Annotated in this window: 18 protein-coding genes; 2 read left to right on the forward strand and 16 right to left on the reverse strand. The window is 36.3% G+C overall.

Translation table 11 applies throughout. From position 1 onward, the window contains the following. Positions 1-5: 5 nt before the first annotated feature. The 14 genes from J4051_RS15515 to J4051_RS15575 form a co-directional block, all read right to left on the reverse strand. Complete coding sequence (locus tag J4051_RS15515) at positions 6-1,268, reverse strand: MFS transporter (RefSeq protein WP_208234796.1); 1,263 nt, start codon at positions 1,266-1,268, stop codon at positions 6-8. A 47-nt stretch (positions 1,269-1,315) separates the two neighbouring features. Then, entirely contained in the window at positions 1,316-2,206 is an 891-nt protein-coding gene (locus tag J4051_RS15520; RefSeq protein WP_208234797.1) for a PIG-L deacetylase family protein, read from the reverse strand. A gap of 11 nt (positions 2,207-2,217) precedes the next feature. After that, positions 2,218-3,111 (reverse strand): PIG-L deacetylase family protein, encoded by an 894-nt coding sequence (locus J4051_RS15525; protein ID WP_236027534.1) that lies wholly within the window; start codon positions 3,109-3,111, stop codon positions 2,218-2,220. Positions 3,112-3,191: 80 nt separating this feature from the next. Further along, a complete protein-coding gene (locus tag J4051_RS15530) occupies positions 3,192-4,586 on the reverse strand; it encodes a RagB/SusD family nutrient uptake outer membrane protein (protein ID WP_208234798.1) in 1,395 nt (464 codons plus the stop codon). A gap of 17 nt (positions 4,587-4,603) precedes the next feature. Next, complete coding sequence (locus J4051_RS15535; RefSeq protein WP_317192729.1) at positions 4,604-7,999, reverse strand: TonB-dependent receptor; 3,396 nt, start codon at positions 7,997-7,999, stop codon at positions 4,604-4,606. Between the two features lie 182 nt (positions 8,000-8,181). Continuing rightward, positions 8,182-9,360, reverse strand: coding sequence for a FecR family protein (locus J4051_RS15540; RefSeq protein ID WP_208234800.1), 1,179 nt, complete (start codon positions 9,358-9,360; stop codon positions 8,182-8,184). Between the two features lie 100 nt (positions 9,361-9,460). Continuing rightward, positions 9,461-10,042 carry an RNA polymerase sigma factor gene (locus tag J4051_RS15545; protein ID WP_208234801.1) on the reverse strand — a complete coding sequence of 194 codons (582 nt, stop codon included), beginning with the start codon at positions 10,040-10,042 and terminating at the stop codon, positions 9,461-9,463. Between the two features lie 561 nt (positions 10,043-10,603). After that, on the reverse strand, positions 10,604-11,635 hold the full coding sequence (locus J4051_RS15550; protein WP_208234802.1) for a helix-turn-helix transcriptional regulator: 1,032 nt from the start codon (positions 11,633-11,635) through the stop codon (positions 10,604-10,606). Positions 11,636-11,677: 42 nt separating this feature from the next. Beyond that, positions 11,678-11,803, reverse strand: coding sequence for a hypothetical protein (locus J4051_RS19165; protein WP_262897805.1), 126 nt, complete (start codon positions 11,801-11,803; stop codon positions 11,678-11,680). A 373-nt stretch (positions 11,804-12,176) separates the two neighbouring features. Next, positions 12,177-13,967, reverse strand: a complete 1,791-nt coding sequence (locus J4051_RS15555) for a CHASE3 domain-containing protein (protein WP_208234803.1) — start codon at positions 13,965-13,967, stop codon at positions 12,177-12,179. Between the two features lie 31 nt (positions 13,968-13,998). Then, positions 13,999-14,445 (reverse strand): response regulator, encoded by a 447-nt coding sequence (locus J4051_RS15560; RefSeq protein ID WP_208234804.1) that lies wholly within the window; start codon positions 14,443-14,445, stop codon positions 13,999-14,001. Positions 14,446-14,456: 11 nt separating this feature from the next. After that, on the reverse strand, positions 14,457-15,020 hold the full coding sequence (locus tag J4051_RS15565; protein WP_208234805.1) for a helix-turn-helix domain-containing protein: 564 nt from the start codon (positions 15,018-15,020) through the stop codon (positions 14,457-14,459). Positions 15,021-15,208: 188 nt separating this feature from the next. Next, positions 15,209-18,796 (reverse strand): PAS domain-containing sensor histidine kinase, encoded by a 3,588-nt coding sequence (locus tag J4051_RS15570; RefSeq protein ID WP_208234806.1) that lies wholly within the window; start codon positions 18,794-18,796, stop codon positions 15,209-15,211. A gap of 8 nt (positions 18,797-18,804) precedes the next feature. Next, positions 18,805-19,251 carry a response regulator gene (locus J4051_RS15575; RefSeq protein WP_208234807.1) on the reverse strand — a complete coding sequence of 149 codons (447 nt, stop codon included), beginning with the start codon at positions 19,249-19,251 and terminating at the stop codon, positions 18,805-18,807. 387 nt (positions 19,252-19,638) lie between these two features. Between J4051_RS15575 and J4051_RS15580 the strand changes: the two genes are divergently transcribed. After that, positions 19,639-20,193 (forward strand): LemA family protein, encoded by a 555-nt coding sequence (locus tag J4051_RS15580; protein WP_208234808.1) that lies wholly within the window; start codon positions 19,639-19,641, stop codon positions 20,191-20,193. Between the two features lie 85 nt (positions 20,194-20,278). Further along, positions 20,279-21,976: a DUF2207 domain-containing protein gene (locus J4051_RS15585; RefSeq protein ID WP_208234809.1), complete on the forward strand. Its 1,698-nt coding sequence runs from the start codon at positions 20,279-20,281 to the stop codon at positions 21,974-21,976. Positions 21,977-22,059: 83 nt separating this feature from the next. Here the strand turns inward: J4051_RS15585 and J4051_RS15590 are convergent, their stop codons facing one another. Continuing rightward, on the reverse strand, positions 22,060-22,533 hold the full coding sequence (locus J4051_RS15590) for a ferritin-like domain-containing protein (RefSeq protein WP_208234810.1): 474 nt from the start codon (positions 22,531-22,533) through the stop codon (positions 22,060-22,062). A gap of 348 nt (positions 22,534-22,881) precedes the next feature. Beyond that, entirely contained in the window at positions 22,882-23,343 is a 462-nt protein-coding gene (locus J4051_RS15595) for a ferritin-like domain-containing protein (RefSeq protein ID WP_208234811.1), read from the reverse strand. Between the last annotated feature and the right edge of the window lie 453 nt (positions 23,344-23,796).

The following is a 23,796-nucleotide window of genomic DNA, read 5'->3' on the forward strand; positions in this document are numbered from 1 at the left end:
CAATTTTAATTGCTTTTTTTAAGGCTTATGGTTTTGTTGTTTACTAAGGGCTTGGCCCAAAATCCAATAGATAGAATGAACAGTAAAGGAATGATGAGGAAAAACAATGCTGCTCTTAAGCTAATAAGTTCACCCAACCAGCCAACGATAAAAGGGACAATAGCACCGCCCGCTATCCCAGTACATAAAATTCCTGAGAGAGAACCGTGGTGACTTGTAACCGAGTTAAGTGCCAATGAGAAAATAATGGACCACATGACTGATATGAAAAAACCTATAAGTGGAAAAGCTATCAACGCCACATTTAGAGAGCCAGTAATAGCTACTACAACTGTAACGATGGTCGTTGCGGTGGCCAGAATAAGGAGTTTTCTACTATCCATAATTTTTAAAAGTAAGAGCCCCAGAAGACATCCTATTGTGAGCATTGCCCAGAAATATGAGACTGTATCTGCACCAACGGTTTGTGCGTCAACATTGTGATACTCCAATAAAAATTGAGAGATCCAGCTCCCTATCCCTTGTTCGGTCCCTACGTAACAGAAGATTCCTAAAAAATAAAGTATGGTCCACTTGTTTTTCAAAAGATTCATATAAGAACTTTTATCTCCAGCTCTTTCATCTTCATTCTTTTCAACTTGTGGATACTTAATAAAAAGAACCACGATCAACATGATCAATGCGATAAATGAAAAGACAAAATATAAGGACACCCAAGGCAAGTCTGAAGGAACAAAGTCTCTCAACAAGCTAGCAACGGATTGTGAATTTAAGCTGACATCACTTACTAAATACTTATATAAATAAGGACTAGCAAAAGACGCCAAGCCAAATACAAGTTGTGCTAATACAGAATTGAATGCAAAATGTTCTTCACCTCCCGCAACTCTGAGCATTGGGTTAATAACCACTTGAAGGACCGCCATACAACATCCCAAACTAAATAAAGTGATGGTAAATGTGATATAGCTCGGGTTGATCGCAAACAAAAACGAAGCGAGGGTCATCACAAAAAATGATGCTACCAATAAGGTTTTGTTGCCATATTTTTCTGATAAAAATCCTGCAGGAATGGACATTACGCCATAAGCAATAAAAAACGAAAATGGCAATAAGCCTGTGAGAGTTAGGCTTAAATCAAAACTCTGCTTAACGTCTACAATTATAGAGTTAAGAATGTTAGTTATAAAAGAGATCACAAAGAAAACTAGCATTACCAATAATATGATATGGTAGAATCTCTTTGTTGCTTTATCTTGGTTAGTCATATTCAGTTATTAAATTAGTTGGATAGTTAGGTGTTTATGTAGTGCTTCTATTGCTTTAGCATAGGAAAGAAGTGTTTAATTTCTTCATCAGTAGGCTGTTTGCCATACTCACAGATTTCAAAAAATTCTACGTTTTTTACTTTTGACACATCTGCATTTGGATACCATTTATTTAAAGCCTCTAAGCCTGTCTTATCTAATGGTCTTCCTTTAAGAAATACATTCTTCATCCATTCAAAACGTTCGTTTTCTCCTTTAGGAATCTCGTCCATATTCATTCCCATGACCCATGGCATCCATTCAAATACTTGCGATTCATGAGCTGCAAAAGCTCTTTGCTTTTGTTCCATAACATCATCAATAACCACAGCGATGTCTTTAGAAAAAGGATAGGGTTTTTGAAAGTTATCTTGCATATATAGAAAGATTGGATTCTTTTGTAATGGCGGTGTGTCTGGTGCGACATTTGGAACAATAACTAAGTAGGCAGCATCTTGAACTGCAATCCCGGCATTTCTATGATCTGGATGATAATCATTAGGTCGTAATCCAAGAACAATATCTGCATCCCAATCTCTAATGGCCCTAATGACTTGATGTCTGACCGCTAAGGTTGGAAATAATTCGGCGTCATGATTATCTAAAACTTCATATTCAATGCCTAATATTTCACCAGCTTTTTGAGCTTCTGCACGCCTTCTTTTACCTAGTACGCCACCGCCCATATCTTGATGGCCTGCATCACCGTTAGTGAGGGCAAGAAATTTGACCTTGTGGCCTAGTTTAGCATATAATGCAGCAGTTCCACCAACACCAAAATCACAATCGTCAGGGTGGGCACCAATGGCAATGATCCTTAACGGAGCATTTGTTTTCTCTTGAGCAAAGGTGTGGAGGCTTATAAGAAAGGTGAATAATAAAAATCCTATTTTTTTCATCGTTTTTTATTTTAGTTATTTAACATTGGAAAAAGTCGTCTTATGTCTTCATCAGTAGGTTGTTTCCCGTATTCACACACCTCAAAAGATTCCACATGTTTGGCTTTTTTTGCTTTTTCTGATCCGTACCATTTTGTTAAAGATGCTCGTGCATTATCAGAAACAGGTCTACTCCAGGCATTGATAAGAAAGGTTCTCTTATCCTTTTCGTTTTTAGGAACTTTTGAAAGCATTCCTGCAGTCCAAGGCAACCATTCATAAAACTGGGAAGTGTGTGCATCCAAAGCATCCATCTTCTTATCAAAAACACTGGTAATATCAACAGTGATATCTGCTTTAAATGGAGTTGGTTTTTGAAAATGATCCTGTAGGTAAAGAAAAACAGGATTCTTTTTTAATGGCGGTGTATCTGGTGTGACGTTAGGAACGATAACCAAATAGGCTGCATCTTGTACCAGAACACCGGTATATCTGTGGTCTGGGTGGTAATCTACAGGTCTATGCGTAAGTACGACATCAGCATTCCATTTCCTTATTTCTCTGATAACTTGGTGCCTTACTTCAATAGTTGGAAACAGTTCACCATCATGATTGTCAAGTACGGTGTATTCTATACCCAATCTTTTGCCAGCTTCTTCTGCTTCAGCGCGTCTGATTTTTGCAAGATGACCACCGCCTTTTTCATAATGGCCTGCATCTCCATTTGTAACTGACACGAATTTGACCCGGTGACCCATTTCGGCAAATAATGCTGCCGTACCACCCATTTTATTATCACAATCATCAGGATGGGCACCAAATACAATAATATTTAGTGGCTCCTTCACTTTCTCTTGTGCGTTGACAGTCGTAAGGCTAAATATAAAGCACGACGTAACCATCAATTGAATAATTTTATTTTTCAAAATTGAAAATTTAGAGGTTAAAATATGATTTCATAGAAATTGGTCACACACTATTCATGTGTGACCAATTGAAAGTAATGTTAGTTTGTGTTTTGAACAAAACCGGTGTTGATGTCCATTTCTCTTTGTGGGATGTAGAATAAATTTCTAACAGCAGCTTGTGCAATGAACGGTTCAGCTTCGTGAACTTTTTGAGCAGCCACACCAAATCTTTTTAAATCTGGCCATCTATGATTCTCAAAAGCTAATTCCACTTGTCTTTCATGTAGTAATTTTTCTGTGAAAGTACCAGGAGATGATGCATCAATATCGGCCAAACCTGCTCTTGTTCTTACTTCATTAATTAAATCGTAAGCCTCAGTAGATTCGCCAATAGCCTCAGCAAGCATTAAAAGGACATCTGCATATCTGAATACAACAAAGTTATTGTCTGCATCATTTTCAGTTGGTGGATCACTCCAATATTTTTTAATATACTTAGCTACTACTGTGGCACCTGAAGCATTGACATAAGAGGTTCCCAGCGAAGGGTCCAATCTCAAATCACCAGGAGCATAAGCGGCTACTAAAGCATCTGTTGGTCTGTTTCTACCAAAACCTTGACCTGTCTGCAAAAATGCGCTTGGAGAAAAATCATTGGTAAATGAACTACCTTGACCTATACCGCCACTCATAAATTCCACTTCAAAAATTGACTCCTTGTTATTTTCGTTAGCCTGTCCCCATAGATTAGCATAATCGCTCACTAATTCATAGCCATAGGAAGTTTTAATCCGTCTTAAAACTACTTCAGCTTCGGATTTTTTGTTGAGTGTTAATAACACCTTTGCCAATAAAGTTGCCGCTGCACCTTTGGTAGCTCTTCCTTTATCTCCAACAGAATAAGAAACTCCTAGATTGTTTTCAGCTAAGACTAAATCAGTGCTTAACTGTGTTAAAACTGTAGTCGCATCTACTTGAGTCAATTCATCTCCAACAGAAAATGGAGTTAATTGTAATGGGATATTTCCATAAGCGATGGCTAAGTGATAGTACATAAGAGATCTTAAAAATAAGGCTTCGCCAATAATTCTATTTTTAACATCAGCATTCATTTGTATGCCATCTATTCGATCTAGGATGACGTTACAATTTGCAATAACAGAGTAAGAATCTGTCCATACGGCAGTAATCTGCTCATTCAAAGGGTCTTCAGTGAATGCGTTTATTTCAGCATATACCCTTGCTAAACCAGTAGCATCTGGACCTTGATCGGTGTTGTCACTTCTCATTTCAAACATGGTCCAATAGCCTCGTCCATATACGCCGTTGTCTTGTAAACCAGCATAACTGGAGTTAATAGCGGAAACGAAGTCGTTTTCGGTGTTATAAAAGTCTGCTTCATTCCGGTTAGAAATAGGAGCTAAGTCAGTAAAATCACTACTGCAAGAACTTAAGACTACCATTGATAGAAATACTATAATTATATTTTTCATTTTGATTCGTTTTTAAGTTAGAAATTAAGATTCAATCCCACAGTAAATGACTTTGTCAATGGGTAAGCTCCATAGTCTTCACCAGGAGTTAAACTACTATTTGGACTTGCACTTACTTCTGGATTGTATCCTAAATAGTCAGTTTCAGTGAACAGGTTTGTTCCGGTCATATAAATTCGAAGCTTGGTAATTTTAGCTCCAAAAAGATCTTTAGCTGGTAATGTATAACCAAGGGTCATGTTTCTTAGTCGTACAAAAGAACCATCTTCAACTTGAAAAGATGAAGGTCTTGCATTGTTTCCATGATTTCCTGATAGTCTATCAGCTCTATGAATTTTGCCGTTTCCTGGTTCGGCTTCTGATTTCCATCTGTCATTGAAAACTGCGTACGAATTGAAGTTTGCCTCACCATTTTTCAAGTGTCTGCTAGTTAAGTTTAAAATTTCATTTCCTTGAACTCCTTGAATTAGGAAGCTGAAATCGAATCCTTTGTAACCAAATCTGTTTGTCATCCCCCAAGTATAATCCGGAAAATAACTCCCTGTTACAGTTCTATCTGCTGGTGTAATTTTTCCGTCACCATTTACATCTCTAAACTTCAAATCTCCTGGAGCAGGATTTGGTGCTTGAGTATCTACAGGAGAGTTTGCGATATCTTGGGCGTTTTGATAGATCCCATCAACAACGTATCCATAATAACTTCCTATTGGATCGCCAACACGAGTAATATGTCTGATTCCTGCCTGACCTGATGAGAAAATAGGTTCACCTTTGGAGTTAAGAGACAATACTTCGTTTTTGTTTGTGGAAAAATTAAGATCCGTTTCCCATGTAAACTCTCCAACAAAATTTCTACTTTTTAAAGCAATTTCAAATCCCTCATTCTTGACCTCGCCAATATTCTGTAAGGTAGTTTGAAAGCCTGAAACGCCCGAAATACCAACATTTAAAAGTAAATCTGAAGTGATGGTTCTGTAATAATCTGCCAATAAGAATATTCTGTTATTAATTAAGCCTAATTCTAATCCGACGTTTGTTTGTTGAGATTTTTCCCATGTTAAATTTGGATTAGGAATCGTTGATTGTATTAAACCGTTGATTTCATTACCGCTAATGTTATAGTTGTTTGGTGAGAGTAGGCCAATAGCACCATAGTTTGGGATTTCAAAATTCCCTGTTTCTCCCCAACTGAATCTAAACTTTAACTCTGAAATTGATTCTATAGATTGCATAAAGTCCTCTTGAGTGACTCTCCATCCCACAGAAAATGAAGGAAAATATCCGGTTTGATTGTCCTTTCCAAATCGCGAGGATTTATCAGATCGAAATGTACCTGTAAATAAGTATTTGTCATCATAACTATAATTCAATCTAAACAATGCGGAAACTAAAGACCATTGCTCTTTAATTGAATTACCGGCATAGACTTGCCCACCACTGATAGTATGCACTAAATCATCTGGAAAATTGTCTGCCATCACTTGCTTTATACCAATATTATCTTTTTGAGCTGTATATCCTGCAATAGCATTAAAATAGTGTACGTCAATTTCTTTTTCCCAATTTAGGGTGTTTTCCCAAAGCCAATTAACTTCTGTTGAAGATGAGGCTTGGGCATATGAGACGCCTTCTGTTGCTTCTCTAAAAAGAAGGGTGTTGGCTCTATAAAAATCCCTGTTATAAACATTAACGTAAGTGCCTCCAAAAGTCTTGAATGTTAATTCTGGTAGAATTTTATAAGACAAGCCTAAAGATGCCCTTGTTTGAAATTGAAATAATTTATCGTCAATAGCATCAATAATCGCTAATGGATTACTTGCAGACGTAGTACCACCCCCTAAATGAGATTGATTGTCTGTTTGATTATACGATCCATCGGCATTATAAGGTTTAACTGTTGGAGAATGAACCAAAGCTGAGTAAACTATTCCCGGAGGCGTTGCAAAATATGGAGCAGACCCTGGTTGTCTTTTGTTTTCTGTAATTGTTGGTGCAATTCTTAAATCTAAATTAAGTTTTTCGCTCACTTGAGAATTTAAATTAAGCATCAAGTTATATCTTTCGAAATTAGATTCTGGAATAATACCATCTTGTTTAAAATAGCCTGCAGAAGCATGGTAGCTTGTTTTATTCTTCAAAGGAGAAGCATAAGAAAAATTATAACTCTGTGAATTTCCAGTCTTAAAAATTAAATCTTGCCAATCTGTATCTGTGCCATCCCAATTAATAAAAGAAATTGGCATTTCATAATTAGCGTTTCCTCTATCTCCTGGACCAATTGGATCGCTTGCTGATGCACCTGGGTTATCTTGCAAATAGGCGTTATTTCTTGCATCTCTTGTAAAGTCTATTAGCTGTTGTGAGTTCATTACATCAACTTTGTTAGCGACACTTTGAGTGCTATAGAAAGAATCAAAGGAAAAAACGCCTTCATCAGAAGATGTTCCGCTTTTAGTTGTAATTAAAACTACACCATTACCACCTCTGGAGCCATAAATTGCTGCTGCAGAAGCATCTTTTAAGATCTCTATTGATGCAATGTCGTTAGGGTTAATAGTTGCCAATGGGTTTACTGGAGGTGCTTGAAAATTGCCGCCTCTTTTGGCTAAATCTCCTTGAATTCCTATCGTTGTTAAGTTTTTTGAAATAGGAATACCATCTACTACAAATAATGGATCGTTACCAGCTGATATGGAACCAGAACCACGTATCCGTATGTTTGGACTTGAACCTGGCTCACCCGATGTCTCTTGAACCTGTACACCTGCTACCTGACCAATTATTGCATTCTCTGCACTTATGACAGGAATGTTAACAATGCTTTGTGGCGATATTGATGAAACTGCACCTGTTACTCTTTTCTTTGATAAAGTTCCATATCCAACAACAACAATTTCATCTAATGCCGCTGCATCTGGAATCATGGTTATGGTGATGTTCGATTTTCCTTCAACATTAATATTCTGAGTTTTATAACCCACGTAGGATATTATGACTTCTGTACTATTCGCTATATCCACTTCAAAATTACCATCAAAATCGGAAACGACTCCTACGCTGGTGCCTTTTACTTGAACAGTTGCTCCAATCAATGGCATGCCCGATTCATCCAGAATAGTTCCTTTAAGCTTGTTCTGAATTTTAAGATTAGTTTTCTCTTTTATAATTTCAGGAACAATTGTATTTTCAGTCTTTTTTGTAACTACAATTTGATTAGAAGTGATTTCATAATTTAAATTTGAGTTTTTAGAAAGTTCTTTTAGCAACTCTGATAAATGAACTTCATTAGATACGAGATTTACTTTCTTCTGGGTCTCAATATCTGATGTTTCATAAAAAAACATATATCCTACAGAATCTGTAATAGTCTTAAAGACCTTTTTTAAAGGTTCGTTTTTGATGTTAACAGACACAATCTCATTCTGTTCGCATAAAATGTTTGCATTTACATTTATGCAAAAAAGCAGTGACAAGAATAGAGAGGCTCTCGTCAAGTTTTTTACTCTTGGTGTTGTAATTATTTGCATCATACTTTTTATAAATTTTGAGTTTAGTTATTGATTAGCGTACTAGTGATAATTCATTTACTTCATAATCATTGAGGGTTTTTAGGGTTATTTATAGTAATTGTCTCGCCTTTTCTTTGGAAGGAAAAGTTAGTATGGGTCTTTATAGTATTAAGGATTTTTTCAATACTATCATTTTTAAAAGTTCCATTATATCTGAAACTATTAATGTCAGGAAAGTTATTTATGATCTTAACATTATAATGGCGTTCGAGAGTTTTTCGGATCGTCTCAAACTTGTCATTTTCGAAAGTCAATATGCCTTCTTTCCACGAAATATATTTTTGAATATTTACAGTGGTAATCTCTACATTTTCCGAATTATTAGAGAGTGAGGCCTTTTGTGATGGAATCATGATCTGATAGTTCTCTTGGTCCTTTATAGCGGAATTCGCTTTTACACCTACAGAACCTTCAACTAAAACTATTTCTGTCTTATCATTTTCTGAATAGCAGGACACATTGAATTCCGTACCGTAAACCTTTGTAATACTATTTTTTGAATTCACAATAAAAGAGGAATTTGGAGCTTTTGTGACTTGAAAGAACGCTTCACCTTCTAAAAAAACTTCTCTTGGTTCATCTTTAATAAATACATTTGGATACTTAAAAAGACTGCCAGAATTTAATAGTATAGATGACCCATCTGACAACACCACATTAAATGTTTTTCCATAGGGAACTTTAAGGATGTTTTGAAGTGGTTCGTTTTTTCTGTTGGTAGGCTGTGCTACGTACGTTAAAACGCCATTCTCCACAATGGCAACTTCGTGACCGGATTTAGTCTTAATTGTTTTGTCTGTATCAATATTAAAATATTGATTGTCACCGTTAATAAGTTGTAATGTGACCTGATCTTTCATTTCCACAAACGAACTGACGTGGTTTTCTTTCTTTAATAAATACAATGTTGATAATAAAACACCTACAAGTACAGCTGCATATTTAAAGTAAGGGACAAACTTCTTAATTCTGAAATTTGATTTGGATTTGGAAGTGCGTATTTGCCTTAAAAAATCATCAAAGGCAGTTTGGGCTTCACTACTGTTATAGGTAATATTAGAGAGTTGATGTGCCTTAACGAATTCTTTAAAAATCTTTTCATTTTTCTTTGAACCTACCCATCGGAGAAGTTGCTCTGTCTCTAGAGTTGTCGCTTCATTTGCCAAATACTTGACAATAATTTTTTTGGCATTAAATTCCTTCATACTAAACTTAAACAATTATTAAACTTACCAATAAGACGGAAGAGTTTTAATAAACCCCCACTCTGGTCTGTAGAGTTTTAATAAATCTTTAAGTTTTTTGTTAAAAAGGTATGTGAAGGTTATGGAATAAGTGAAAAAGAAGTATGATTATTTTGAGACCTTTTCTAAGTCTCCGTAGTGCCTTAGTCATATGTCTTTCTACGGTTTTAATGGAGATATTCAGCTCTTCAGCAATTTCCGAATATTTAAGACCGTCTTTTTTTGCGAGTAAAAACACGTTCTTGCACTTTTCAGGTAATTTGTTTACTTCAGAAAGCACTAAATTGATTTTTATATCTAATTCGTCATTGGTGAAATCTACTATTTCATGAACGGCATCATGTTTTAATTGATCTAAAAGTTGATGGTCTTTTTTGTTTTTTCTTTGTAGATCTATGAAGAGGTTATAGCCAATTTTAAAGATATATTTTTTTAAGGAAGAATTAATAGATAACGATTCCCTTTTTTTCCAAATTTTGATGAAGACCTGTTGTGATAATTCTTTTGAAACTTCTACACTGCCAGAAATGGTGCTGAGATAAGCCCTCAACTCGGAGTAGTAAAGAGTGTAGAGATGTTTGTATGAAGCTTCATCGCCTTTTCTTAAGCCTTCGATAAGTGTTTTTTCACTATTGTTATCCATTTAGATTACTTAATTCGATTTAATTTGAATGAGAAAAATAAATAAATTGTAATTTATACTTACTTTCAAAACTATAATTCCATTTGACTTTCTTCGGCTTGAAATCCTAAAAATAATGTCTTAATGGATTTTTGATTTCATTTAGGTTCAGATAGCACCCTTCAAAATATATAGATATTGGCACAGGGATAAACACTCACTGTCTAAATGTATAATAATTATCTTGATTTTGGATAATATTATAAGAAAGAGTAAATTTTCGTATAATTAAATGGTGAGTTTTAGCGATTGTCTCGATGTCTAAGTAGAATTAATCAGGGAGTCAGGACATTGGCAATTTAAGAAATTGAAAGTGTAATTTAGTTGGTTTTAGATTGTCAAATTAATTGATGGAGCTTGTTCCTATAGAAGTATGACTAATAGTTTTGGAGTGGCCTTGCTCTGTCTCAGAACAATCATCCTTTCGGCAGAAAACTCAATAAAAATAAAAGAGCCCTAATTTTCATTAGAGCTCTCTTGAATTAAGTACTAAAATCCCTTGAAGTACGAAATAAATATATATTATGCTGATACAGCTAACTTATTTTTTTTGTAATCACTTGGTGTACAGTCAAAACGTTCCTTAAATATTTTTGAGAAATAGCTTCGGCTGGTGAATCCAACGGTGTACACAATTTCTGATATGTTCAAGTCGGTATTGATGATCAGATCTTCTGACTTGGTCAATCGAACCGAGCGGATGTATTCACAAACCGTCAATCCGTGTTGAAACTTAAAGCCTTCCTGCAACTTGGCGGCAGACAAACCGATTCTGTCACTTAAGTTTTCCACCTTATGGTCCAAATCTGGATACTCATTGATGTACTCGGTTAAAGTTGCAATTGAATTTATCTCCATTTTAGTTAAGGATGTCGGCTCCATATCCAAGTTTTTGATATCCTTATTGTGATGTTCGATTTCAAGAGCCAAGATAACGTTCACAATGCCTTTGGTCAATAACTCCCTTACCAAGCCTTCCTGTTGAATGCTTTGTAATTGCTTGATACTTTCTGCTATTTTAAGGTTGTAAGAACCAATGTATAAATAGTCGTCCGTTTTCTCTGAAATAAAAGCGTCTTTTAAGCTGTTGCTCCATTGAGAGTTTTTACTTCCCTCGGTGTTCACGGAAATCATTGTAGCCACGGTTTGAACATCTTTTTCAATAAAAATGATGTTCTGACCAGATATGATATTGGCGACGATACTGGTCTGAAAGGCATCAATATTATTAATGATTTGATCAGGATTGCTGTCCTTTTCAGTATCTTTATGGAAAGCATGGGATAGTTTCCCTTTTGAGCAATACATAAAGTTGACATGGGTTGCGAGAAGCGCATCGATGGAAATTTTAATAGTCTCACTGGCAAGAATATCGAATTCAAGAACAGAAATACCATCTTCCAATAGAATTGAACGGATACTACCGCTTGCCAATTCATTTTTAATTTCAAGTTTACATTCTGTCGTACTTTTTGCTAACGTACCACCAATTTCACTTTGAAGTGTGTCGAAAAAAGAATATAAATCGTTTACTTTGGATGCAATTGTTATCATGGCGTGTTATTTTTAAGGTTAATTAATTAAACTGGTTAATGTTTACTTTTTACTCTTATCTGTGCTTAATACCCTAATTCGAGCATTAGCAGAAGAGATTATATTTTTAGGAAAAACCCTTGCTACTTTGGCATATTGTCTTTCTTGTTGTGCTGGAATGGTTTTCATAGGTCTTTGGTTTTGGTTGATTTTTATTTTGGTGTTCTTATATGGTTATTTTACTTTTTTTCCAAAAATCCTGCTACTCCTAATAGAACAGCGGTTAATAATAAAAAATGAATAGGAGTTTTTAAAGCATACACAAAGTAACTTACTGCCCAGGTTACTACCATGAGAATAGATACTGTGTAAAAGATCGTCTTCATAGTAAATTCATCATTCATTTTTTATACGCATCTCATATTCTTTACAAAGATGGCACAACACACCACTTTTTCTGTTACAGCATTTTCAGAATTGGTTATAGAATTCCCATAAAAGCATGAAAAATCAGCCTATATGTGGACTATAGGGTGTAAAATTGAGGATGTTAAGAAGTTGATTAGTTTGTGATTGGAAGATAAACCGTAAATGTAGAGCCTTGATTGGGCTTACTTTCGGCAGTGATATAACCGTGATGGTTATCAACTATTTTCTTGCATATAGAAAGTCCAATACCGGTGCCTGAATATTCATTTTTGTTGTGCAATCGACTAAACAATGTGAAAATTTGCTCGGCGTACTCTTGTTCAAATCCAATACCATTATCCTTTACGCTAATCGTATGGTAGCGATTGTGTTTGGAATATTTGACTTTTGGCAGATCATCAATATGAGTTTGAGAATAACTAATAGTGATGACTGGTGCAACGTTTTCACGACTGTATTTTAATGAATTGCTGATCAGATTTAAGAACAGTTGTTTGATCTGAAATGGGATGACTTTCATTGAAGGAATGGAATCCGATGAAATTCGCGCTCTTTTGTCCGATATGATTTCCGCCAAATCATGTTTGGCGGTTTCCAATAAAATGTTGATGTTGGAATCTTCGAAAGCTTCTTCCGATTTGTTCGTTCTAGAAAATTGAAGTAAGTCGTCTATTAAAGATCGCATTCTTGCCGAAGATGATTTAATGCGCCCTATATACACTTTTCCATTATCAGATAGGTTGGCTTGTTCTTTATCTTCCAACCTTGAAATAAAGGTTTGGATCTTTCGGAGTGGTTCTTGCAAGTCGTGGCTGGCAACATAATTAAATGACGCCAATTCTTTATTGTTTCGTTCCAATTCCAGGTTTCTTTCTTCAATCAAACGGTAATTTTCAATTTCGTCTGTAATGTCGGCAGTAGTTCCCAATAACTTTCTATGGCCATCAGAGTCGATCAAAACTTTGCCATAGGCCTTGAAGTGTTTTATTGTGCCGTTTTTTTGAACGATTCTATAATGGATGAAAGGTAAATCTTCGTTTTCCATCATTTTGTTGACTTGCTCCGTGAGCTTGTCCAAATCATCAGGATGGGCAAAGGCAATGAAATTTTCAAGAGTAGGTTCAAAAGATTGAGGTTCTTCGCCCAATAATCGATAAAGGTTGTCTGAGAACTCAAAGGTGTTGTCCTCTACGTGCCAGATCCAATTGCCATGTTTACTTATAATTTCTGATTGCGTAGTCGATTCCTTAAAAGTTTCTAGAAGTTCATTTTTTTCTTTTAGAATTTTTAAATTCTTACTGATTTGTAAATAGGTTAATAAAAGGATAAGGAGTGAAATAATAAGAACATAATAAAGGAACATGGGTGCATTGGAAAGCGTTTTTGAACTTTTTTCTTTTCTGAGCCCGAGTTCTTGATTTTCATGAGTAGTCATATCCATGATCTTGAATCGGACACTGTTCATGGTCTGCCGTCCTTCCTTGAAACTTGAAATAAACTCTGGAGAATCTATTTTATTGGATTGGGCAAGATCTAGCGTTTTTTCGAAAATCTCTAAATTCTTGTCAATCTTAATTTTTAATTCTGCGATGTTCTTTTGTTGCTCGGGATTGTTTTTTGTTAAAAACTTGAGCCGCTCCAAGCTGCCTTCCAATTCAGATTCGCTGTTTAATAATGGCTCCAAAAACGTTGAGTCATTTGAAATGATAAAAGCTCTTTTACCACTCTCGGCATCTTTGAGAGCGGAAAGCAACTTTTCTAATTCAATATGAACCTGGTAAGTATGTTGAACATCTTCAAAAGATTTAGAAAGTTTCCTTATGAGTTGATAAGACATGCCGCCCATGACCAAAACAATGAACAAGCTCAAACCGAAAATGATTTTTAAGAAGCGTTCAGAACTATAAAGAGATTTGAGAAGCATATTTATGCGACATTTGAATGTTTAATTGGTGTTATAAACGTAATAAAAAATTGTCTTTGTTCAACCCGCTAGTATGATATTGCCAATTCATGGTGACCACATCTGAAAGGATTTTTTTGAGATTATTAAAATTATTTGGTTTCTTGATATAGATATTGGCACCATTCACAAAAGTATCTTCTATATCTTCTTCTGAAGCAGAAGTAGAGTATATGGCGATGGCGATATCTTTAAACCTCTGATTGTCCTTAATTTCTTTCAAACATTCCAAGCCTGATTTCATGGGCATGTTCAAATCTAAAAAAAGAATATTTGGCAGCACTGAATCAGATTGGTTTAAGGCGTTCATAAGATCCACACCATCTTTATAAATATCCACTTTAGTCTTCATCTTCAATTCTTCGAAGGCCTCTGTAAAAAACAAGCGATCATCTTCATCATCGTCTGCTAATACAACATAGGTGTAATCTTCTCGCATCTTTTTACTTATTAGGTTTTGTTGGTGTTAAGTTCTCTTCTTTTGGTAATAATTCTTTGAAATGTGGTAGGCGTAATGCCTGTGGTGTTCTTAAACTGAGTGCTTAAATGTGCAACACTCGAATATTGTAATCTGTAAGCAATTTCCGTTAAGGATAAGTCGGTATTGATCATCAGTGATTTCGCATGTTCAATACGTTGCAGGATGATAAAATTCTCAACGGATGTGTAGGTGACTTCCGAGAAAACATTGGAAAGATACCCATAACTATGACCCAGTTTTTCTGACAGATATACTGAGCTTTTTACGTTGATGTTATCATTGGCATTCAATACCATATCAATGATGGTATCTTTTATTTTTTGTACCAAAATCACTTTTTGATTTTCTATTTTTTCTACCCCATATTCCTTGAGGATAGCGTCAAAAGCTTCCAATTTATCAGCTGGGACTTCTTCCAAAAACTCAATTTCACCAAAATTCAACATCCGATATTTGATACCAAGCTCCATCAACTTTTCATCAATGACTTTGGTACAGATACGGGTAAAATCAAATTTAATAAAAATCTTCATAACGTACGAAATAGGCTACAAATGTAAGCATTATTTTTATATTGTAAACACCATTATTTCTTACTCAAACACACTGAAAATAAGAAGTTTTAAAGGCGGTCTAATTTAAACATTTTTTATATTTTTCAACGGTCTATGTTGTCTCAAAAGCCTAGTAGTTTGAACCAATCCCTGTTTTAAAATAAAATTTACTCCGTTGGGATGTAGATATCAAACCTAGCACCTTCGTTTAGACTTCCATTCGCAATAATAACGCCCTCGTGATTTTCAATGATTCTTTTCACGATAGCGAGCCCAATTCCCGTACCTGAATACTCATCTTTACTATGTAAGCGCTGGAACACTTCAAATATCTTTTGGTTGTATTCAGGTTCAAAGCCAATCCCGTTATCGGTATAACTGATATGGTAAAAATGCTCATGATCTGATGGCAAAGCGATGTCCAGGCTTTTTGCGTCGACTTTCTCACAATTAATATCAATAATTACTGGAAGCTCTGCTCTTGAGAATTTTATGGAATTGCTGATTAAATTATGAAGGATCTGTTTAAACTGTACAGGAATAACTTCAATTGTACATATATCATGAAGTTTAAAAGTGACGTGATTTTCTTCCAATTCTTCACTTAAAGTTTCTTTCAGATCTTCGATTACTTCAGAAAGATCAACACTTTCAAATTTTATTTCTTGGACATTGGTTCTGGAATACGCGATTAAATCTTGGATTAAATTTTGCATTCTATAGGCTGACTTTTGCATTCTACCGAAATATTTTTTAGCATTATCCGATAGCGTTTCATATTCAGTTTCTAAAATACGGGATGAAAAGGTCTGGATTTTGCGCAAAGGCTCCTGTAGATCATGACTTGAGATATAGACAAAGGACTGTAATTCCTTATTTATTTTTTCAAGATCTATGTTTTTTTCCTCCAACTCGTTGGTTCGCAACTGTACCATGTTTTCCAACTCCGTTGTAAACATTTTTTGTTCTTGGATGTCGGTACTTGACCCCACCCACATTTTTATGTTTCCATCGGCATCCTTTTGAGGAATTGCACGACTTAATTGCCAGCGATATTCACCATTGTGTTTTCTGAATCGATGCTCTATTAAGAAATCACTGCCGTTTCTGACTGCTTCGGTCCACTTTTTAATATTTTCTTCCCAGTCATCAGGATGAACAATTTGGATCCATCCGGCCTCAATAATTTGTTCGGGAGTCAAGCCTGAAAAATCATATACAGATTGGTTGAAATAATTGAGATTTCCCTCTGGATCTGAAGTCCAAACATGTTGTGGCATGGAGTCGGCCAAGAGTCTGAATTTTTCTTCTCTTTCCAATAGTTGTTGTTGAAAAGTGTGTTCTTCTGTAATGTCCCTGACCGTGCCTAACAGTCGGCTTGGTTGGTTTTCTTCGTCATAAAACACCTTGCCTTTGGCATCTATCCAATGGAGGGATTGGTCTTTCCAGATCACTCTTGACTGATAATGAAGTACGCCTTCTGCATAAGCTTTTTCAAAGGCTTTTTTCCGAATGATGAGATCATCAGGATGAATGGTGGTAATAATATCTTTATGTGATAAATGGGTTTTTTCAGGAAATCCTAGAATTTCATAACAACGCTCAGAAGCAATAATTTTTCCCGATTTCAAATTGACATCGTAGACGCCAAGTTCACTCGCTTCAATAATAAGCTTTAGTTTCTCTTCATTTTCTTCTATCAAATGCTTGGCCTTTACCGTTGCAGTAACTTCAGAAGCCACGACCATAATACCGGTAATGGCATTGTTTTCTTTCAACGGATGGTAAACAAAATTGTAATAGCCCAGTTCTGTTGTACCATGTCGATTAAGATGAATTGGCAATTCGTAACCATAGAAGGGGTCTCCAGTTTTATAGAGTTTGGCAATTATGGGTGCCATGGCATCTTCAACTTCAGGTAAGGTTTCAAAAAGCGGTTTGCCTACAAATTGCTCTTCCGTTTGATTTATTAACTGTAAATAACTTTCGTTAGCCATTTCAATCACATTTTCGGGGCCTCGGAAAATGACAATGCCCAAAGGCGCTTGCATGACCATATCTCGGAATCTCTTTTCACTCTCTTCTACCTTTACCTTGGCTTCGTGAAGTTCCGTTACATCGGCAGCCGTATTCATTACAGAATGTACATGACCGGATCCATCGATTAATGGAGTGAAATTATAATTGAAATAAAAAGCATCTAATTTTCCGTTATTGTCAATTTCAATTTTCTGATTTTTGGCGTGAAAGGGTATGCCGGTATGTCGTACCTTGTGTATCTGATCAAATATATGTTGACTTCCGAATTCTGGAAGAATATCGGAATATAACTTTCCTACCACATCGTTCCCTTTTCCCCAGGCATCCATGATTGATTGGTTGGCAAGCGATATTCTCATCTCTTCTCCTGTAAAAACCCCAATCGGAAAGGGTGCGCTATCTACTAATGCGCGAATACTTTGCTCACTCTCTTCAACTTTTTTTCTTGCTTGTACTTGTGGCGTCACATCAACACCAATTGCCATTACCCCATTGATCTGCCCTTCGCTATCATAAAGTGCTTCAAACGAGAAATTGATATAAACAATTTCTAATTCCCCTTTCTTAAAAAATTCTACGGGCATTTCAGGTGTAGAAAATGTATTTCCAGTTTTAACCACATCATCAACAAAATCTTTTATGCCTTGTGTCAAAAGTTCTGGTAATGCTTCAAAAATAGGTTTGTTCAAGACCTGTTCTTCTGTTCTTCCCCATATCTCGAGCGCCAATTTATTAGCAATTTCTACATGGTAGTCATTCCCTCTAAATATTGCTATGGCAACTGGGGCTTGAAGAATCATGAGTCGAAGCAGCCTTTCGCTTTCTTCAATTTTTTTCCTTTCCAACGCCCTATTGGTAACATCCTCTAAAGTACCAGTCAATCTATAGGCGATTTTCTCTTCGTTAAACCATGCTCTTCCTTTAGCGTGGACTATGGTCAGTTTACTTGAATCAGGACTTATAATGCTGTACTCTATGTCATAATTCCCCGAAGAATCATCTTGTAAAACTTTGTTAATGGCCCTAAACACACGTTCCTTATCTTCTTTGACAATAACATCAAGTGCATGGTTGAGTTCAATTAGCTCATCGGTAGGCAAGCCAAACCATGTTTTCAACCTTGTATTTGCAGAGAATTTATTGGTTAGAGGGTTGTAGTCAAAAGTTCCTAATTGAGTGGACTCTATGATAAATTCAAGTTCATTTTTACTTTCTATTAGAGCATCTTCAGCTTGTTTTTCATTGGTTGTTTCTATGATGGTCGCCAGGATTCCCCCCACTTCTCCAGATGCTAATTTTATAGGGCTGTATGCAAAATCAAAATAACAGTTTTCAATCTGTCCGTTTCGGTTTAATGGTAGCATAAAGTCTGAAAAACCTATAGACTCTCCGCTCATTACACCGTCAAACATTGGTTCTACGATCTCCCAAATTTCTGAGAAGGACTCCTTTGTGCTGATCCCTAAAGCTTGTGGATGTTTGTTGTCGGCCAAAATAGGGCGGTAGGCGTCGTTGTATATTTGAGTATACTCTTTCCCCCAAGCTATGTACATGCCAAATGGGTTATTTAGCATCACACTTACCATGGTCTTTAAACTCTCTGGCCAGTCTTCTGGATTTCCTAGAGGCGTTTTGCTCCAATCTTTCGCTCTGATGAGCTCGCCCATTTCGCCACCGCCTTCCAGAAAATTATATGTTGTAGTTTTACTATCCATGGATTGAGTTAAGGTTGAATAATAAAATTGTCTCTTGAACGTGGTTGCAATAATGTCTGATCAAATAGTGATATAACTTTTTTAATAACACTTTTTATACTTGTGAATTCCGCTGGTTTTTGGATGTAATGATGAGCACCCATATCGTATAATGTATTGACCACAATATGATCAAGAGAAGTAGAGTAAATGATAATTGGGATATGCGATAAGGAATCTGAAGCTTTGATCTCTGCAATACATTCCATTCCTGATTTTTTTGGCATATTAAGATCCAGAAAAATGAGGTTTGGATGGGTTTCAGGCTCGGTGACCAAAAATGACATAAGCTCAACCCCATTGTTTAATACGGTAAGCTCAAAAGTGTCTGAGATCTCATCTATGGCATCCCTAAAAAAGTCACAGTCATCTATATCATCATCTGCAAGTAACAGGTGTAGCTTTGTGTTTTTCATTTTATTTCCACCAGTGGGTTTTAGTACGACGAGGTTTGCCTCGATCGAAAAAATAATTTCTTGTTCATACCGCCTGGGCATGCTCACCCGAGTCAGTCGGACGGCCCCCGAAGTTCTTGATTAAAATTCGTGAAAGTGTTTTAATGGGCATCTCCGCATAAACATTAAAAAACCTCTAAGTTAATATTTAAATTTGTTCAAGGGTAATTTTTTTTTCTTTTGGCACGGACAACCCGCGCGTACGGACAACTCGCGAGTTGTCCGTACACTCGCGAGTTGTCCGTACACTCGCGCGTTGTCCGTACCGCAAAAATCATTATATTAGTGTCTTGTTAATAAATGAATTTTCTGTTTTAAGATGGAATTTCCGTTAAAAACCACCCTTTTATGATTGGATATATTGTTTTGGGCGTCATCGTCCTGCTTGTTTTTTTAATGGTCTCAGTGTTCAACAACTTCGCCAAAAACCGAAATGTGGTGAAGGATGCTTGGGGCAATATTGATGTAGCTCTTAAGCGCCGTTATGATTTGATTCCGAATCTTGTGGAAACAGTGAAAGGTTATGCCACACACGAAAAAGAGACTTTAGAAAGGGTCATTCAGGCACGTAATGCTGCTATGCAAGTGCCAGATGGTGATATCAATGCACAGATAAAGGCAGAAAATCAATTACAGCAGACCTTGCGCAGTATTTTTGCCCTGAGTGAAGCCTATCCTGATTTAAAAGCAAACGCTGGCTTCCTCGATTTGCAGAACAAACTCAATGAGATTGAAGAAAATCTTGAACGGAGTCGCCGCTATTATAACGGAACGGTTCGCGAGAATAATACTTATGGCGAAAGTCTTCCGGGTGCTCTTTTTGCTGGGGTGCTCAAGTACCAACATTTTGACTTTTTTGAGGCTGATGCTGCAAGCCGGGAGAACGTTAAGGTGAGTTTTTAACAACTTAATTATTTTTGAATTCCCATAGCATTTCTATATGCTAATTTTAAACCGCATCCTCACTGCGTAAATTAGACCTATGTCAATGAAACAGCTATCATTTTTATTTCTTGCTTTTCTGAGCCTGAATTTTGGGTATGCCCAAGATTTTACGGTCGATCACTATACGGTGGATATTACCATCCACGAGGAAGGATATTTTGATGTGGTGGAAAACTATGATCTTACGTTCGAAATTCCAAAGCACGGGATTTATAGAGATATCCAGACCAAGTACGATCTTTTGACCGAAGCCGACAACCAGGAAACCCGAAAAATTAAGATTAGTGATCTTGAGGTGCCTGGACACAACTTTGAAGCGCCATCAGGATTTGAACAGAAACTGTCGACGAATTATCAAATTAAAATTGGTGACGCCAACAAGACCGTTGTGGGGCCGCAACACTATGAAATTAGATACCGGGTTCACAATGCTTTTCTCCATGAAACCGATGGCATTAAATTCTATTGGAATTTAAAACCCAGCGATTGGTCGTCAATTTTTAAGACTATTGAATTTAACATCCATCTACCGCCTTCAGTTTCAATAGCCTCAAATGATGTGTTTGTATATTCCGGATATTTAGGTGAAACAACCGATAGCAAAGAGATTGATTTCACCGTTGCCAATAACTCAATAGATGGTAAAAGCAAACCTGATTTTATTTCCTATCAAGGTCAAAGTGTAACTATATTGATCAATCTACCTCCAAACGCCATTGCAGAAATTAAACCATTGTGGCCTTTTTGGACAGATTACGGTTGGGTGTTGGTATTGGCTACATTGCTTGGCGGTTTTTATATGACTTGGTTGCGATTTGGTAAGGACGATAAAGTGGTGAGCATCACCAGTTATTTCCCGCCTGATGGGATGGATCCTGCCATGGCCGGATTTCTGATCAACGATGCTGATGACATTTCTGATCTGATTGCCTTGATTCCCTATTGGGGGTCCAAAGGGATTTTAAGAATTGAGGAGATTCCGAAAAAAGGCTGGTTTTCATCTTCCGATACCAAATTAATTGCTTTAAAGCCTTTGCCTGATGAGGCCACGAGTTATGAAAGAACCATTTTTGATGGGCTGTTTGGAACTTCCATCGTTCCCAATGATACAGAAGTACTCATCAGTAGTTTAAAAAATAAATTTTACACCACAATGGGCAGTGCACGCAGTACTTTAAAGAAGGCGGCAAAACCATATTATGATGGAGGTGCGAAGCGAGTGCAGATCATCACCTATGTAGTGCTTGTTTTACTGGCTTTGGCGTTGGCACCTTTGCTTTTGTTTGTGTGGGGTTTTATTGCCATGTTTGCCGTTATCATTTTGACCTTATTCTTGCTCTTCATGAATAAGTATATGATAAAAAAGAATGCGAAGGGAAATGCTACGTTTTCTGAACTGAAAGGATTTAAACAATTTATAAAAATAGCTGAACTTAATAAGTTGAAAATGCTGATTGCAGAAGATCCTTCCTATTTTGAAACGACCATGGGTTACGCACTGGCATTTGGACTGTTTGATAAATGGGCCAATAAATTTGATGCCTTAAATATACCACCACCACAATGGTATAGTTCAACATCAACAGTGCCTTTAACTATGAACAGTTTTTCCAATTCTTTTGCCAACACGATGTCGTCTGCCAAATCGACCATGGTCAGTTCACCAAGTAGTAGCGGATCTTCGGGTGGTGGAGGTTCTTCAGGCGGGGGATTTGGTGGCGGTGGCGGTGGGAGCTGGTAGTTGATTTACTTTTAAGAATTGGTTTATAAACATAAAAAACCTCCCTAAAAGGAGGTCTTTCAATAATCTAATTCAGTTTGCAATTATGCAATATCTTCAAGCGTTTTTACACGATTGAGCGTTCCTTGAATGTCTCTTAATTGTGATTGTAGGACGTTTTGGATTTTCGGAGCTAATGTGTTTTTCTTCATCACATCTTCATATTCATCAACACTTGCTTTTTCTCCGCGAATCACCTCTTCCAATACAGCTTCATCGTCGTTTCCAGCTACAGAGCTTTTAATGTCAATCCATGCACGATGTAAGGTTCCTGTGACACTTCCACTTTCTTTTGGAGCTTCACCCAAATCACGCAACTCCTTGTCGATTGCCGTGGCAAATGTACTTCGCTGTAATGCTTGTTGTTTTAAAAAGTTTTTCAACGCTGGATTTTTAGCATCCTGCATCGCTTTTTTGTAGCCTTTTTCGGCGTCGTAATTCTTTTCTATGATACCTTGTAAAACATTGACAGTATCTTTATGTGTTTGTTCTCTTGCTTCTTCTAATGAGGTTTTCATGAGTATATAATTTTTAAGTTCATCACTAAATTACAAATATCAGACGTGTAATTATCTTAAAGAAATCTTATTTGGGATAGGATTAACATTGAGAATTGATTTTCTTAAAGAGTGTTAAAGCGCTTCTAATCACCTCCCTCCGGAAGACTGCATTGCTGTTATTAATCAAATTTATAGCATATAATATTTTGTGAACATGGGTATTTTACTTCTTTTCAAGTTCAGGAACGGCGGCTGATTTTATAAAAAAATCCCGGTTCATATCCTTATGTATAGGTCTTAACAGTAGCATTTAAGCATAAAAAAACCTCCAATTTGGAAGTTGTACCTTAAAATGTTCAATTGTTATTAAAGCTGTTTTACTTCCTTTAGGGTGTTTTTGATCGCTTTTAATTGAGATTGCAAAAGATTATGAGTTTCTGGTGCCAATAAATTATTTTTTAAAGCTCCTTTATACTCTTTGACTTTAGCTTTCTCTCCGCGAATCACCTCTTCAATAATAGTTTCGTCAGCATTGCTTGCAACGCGACTTTTAATATCAATCCAGGTACGATGTAAGGTTGCCGCCATACTACCGTTCTCTATCGGAGTGTCACCTAAATTTCGGATTTCCTGATCAATTTCATTTGTAAATTTACTGCGTTGACGTGCTTGGTCTTGCATAAAGCTTTTTAATTCAGGATCCTGTACATCCATCATCGCTTTTCTGTAGCCTTTAAGCGCGTCATAGTTCTTTTCTATAATTGCTTGTAGAACGTCAATATTATTTTCATTTGTTTTTTGTCTAGCTTTTTCTAGGGTTGTTCTCACTATTAGTAATTTTTAGGTTAAAGGATAACATAAGGAATTATATCCCTAATTCTCTTAAAAAATTCACATTTGGGAAAGGGTTAACGATTGCAGTCCTGCTTATAAAAATTCTAAATTAAGATTTTGAAGACCATAGTATTGCTGTTTTATAAAAACCATCCGCATTTGTGACTCCACAGTTTTTGTAGAAAGATTTAAAACTTCTGCACTTTCTTTATGCTTTAATCTCTCCATTTTAAGTCTTGAGAATTCTTGGCAGCAATCGGGTAATTGTATGATGAAGCCCCATATTAGGCGATTTTTTAGTTAAAACAGAAATTTATTCAAAAATACCTGCTGTCATTTCTAAAGTCCATCGATGTGCTAAAGTAAACCTCATAATGCTATTGATCAGCTAGGGAAATTTAAGGTTTATTTAAGGTGAAAGGTTGCCAGAAATGGCAGCCTTTTGTT

Source organism: Gelidibacter pelagius (assembly GCF_017581925.1).
Taxonomy (GTDB): Bacteria; Bacteroidota; Bacteroidia; order Flavobacteriales; family Flavobacteriaceae; genus Gelidibacter; species Gelidibacter pelagius.

Coding starts and splice junctions, on each gene's coding strand:
- J4051_RS15540 (WP_208234800.1), bottom strand. CDS start 9,360: ATGAAGGAATTTAATGCCAAAAAAATTATTGTCAAGTATTTGGCAAAT.
- J4051_RS19165 (WP_262897805.1), bottom strand. CDS start 11,803: ATGAAAACCATTCCAGCACAACAAGAAAGACAATATGCCAAAGTAGCA.
- J4051_RS15565 (WP_208234805.1), bottom strand. CDS start 15,020: ATGAAGATTTTTATTAAATTTGATTTTACCCGTATCTGTACCAAAGTC.
- J4051_RS15545 (WP_208234801.1), bottom strand. CDS start 10,042: ATGGATAACAATAGTGAAAAAACACTTATCGAAGGCTTAAGAAAAGGC.
- J4051_RS15555 (WP_208234803.1), bottom strand. CDS start 13,967: ATGCTTCTCAAATCTCTTTATAGTTCTGAACGCTTCTTAAAAATCATT.
- J4051_RS15575 (WP_208234807.1), bottom strand. CDS start 19,251: ATGAAAAACACAAAGCTACACCTGTTACTTGCAGATGATGATATAGAT.
- J4051_RS15580 (WP_208234808.1), top strand. CDS start 19,639: ATGATTGGATATATTGTTTTGGGCGTCATCGTCCTGCTTGTTTTTTTA.
- J4051_RS15530 (WP_208234798.1), bottom strand. CDS start 4,586: ATGAAAAATATAATTATAGTATTTCTATCAATGGTAGTCTTAAGTTCT.
- J4051_RS15590 (WP_208234810.1), bottom strand. CDS start 22,533: ATGAAAACCTCATTAGAAGAAGCAAGAGAACAAACACATAAAGATACT.
- J4051_RS15550 (WP_208234802.1), bottom strand. CDS start 11,635: ATGATAACAATTGCATCCAAAGTAAACGATTTATATTCTTTTTTCGAC.
- J4051_RS15570 (WP_208234806.1), bottom strand. CDS start 18,796: ATGGATAGTAAAACTACAACATATAATTTTCTGGAAGGCGGTGGCGAA.
- J4051_RS15585 (WP_208234809.1), top strand. CDS start 20,279: ATGAAACAGCTATCATTTTTATTTCTTGCTTTTCTGAGCCTGAATTTT.
- J4051_RS15520 (WP_208234797.1), bottom strand. CDS start 2,206: ATGAAAAAAATAGGATTTTTATTATTCACCTTTCTTATAAGCCTCCAC.
- J4051_RS15515 (WP_208234796.1), bottom strand. CDS start 1,268: ATGACTAACCAAGATAAAGCAACAAAGAGATTCTACCATATCATATTA.
- J4051_RS15560 (WP_208234804.1), bottom strand. CDS start 14,445: ATGCGAGAAGATTACACCTATGTTGTATTAGCAGACGATGATGAAGAT.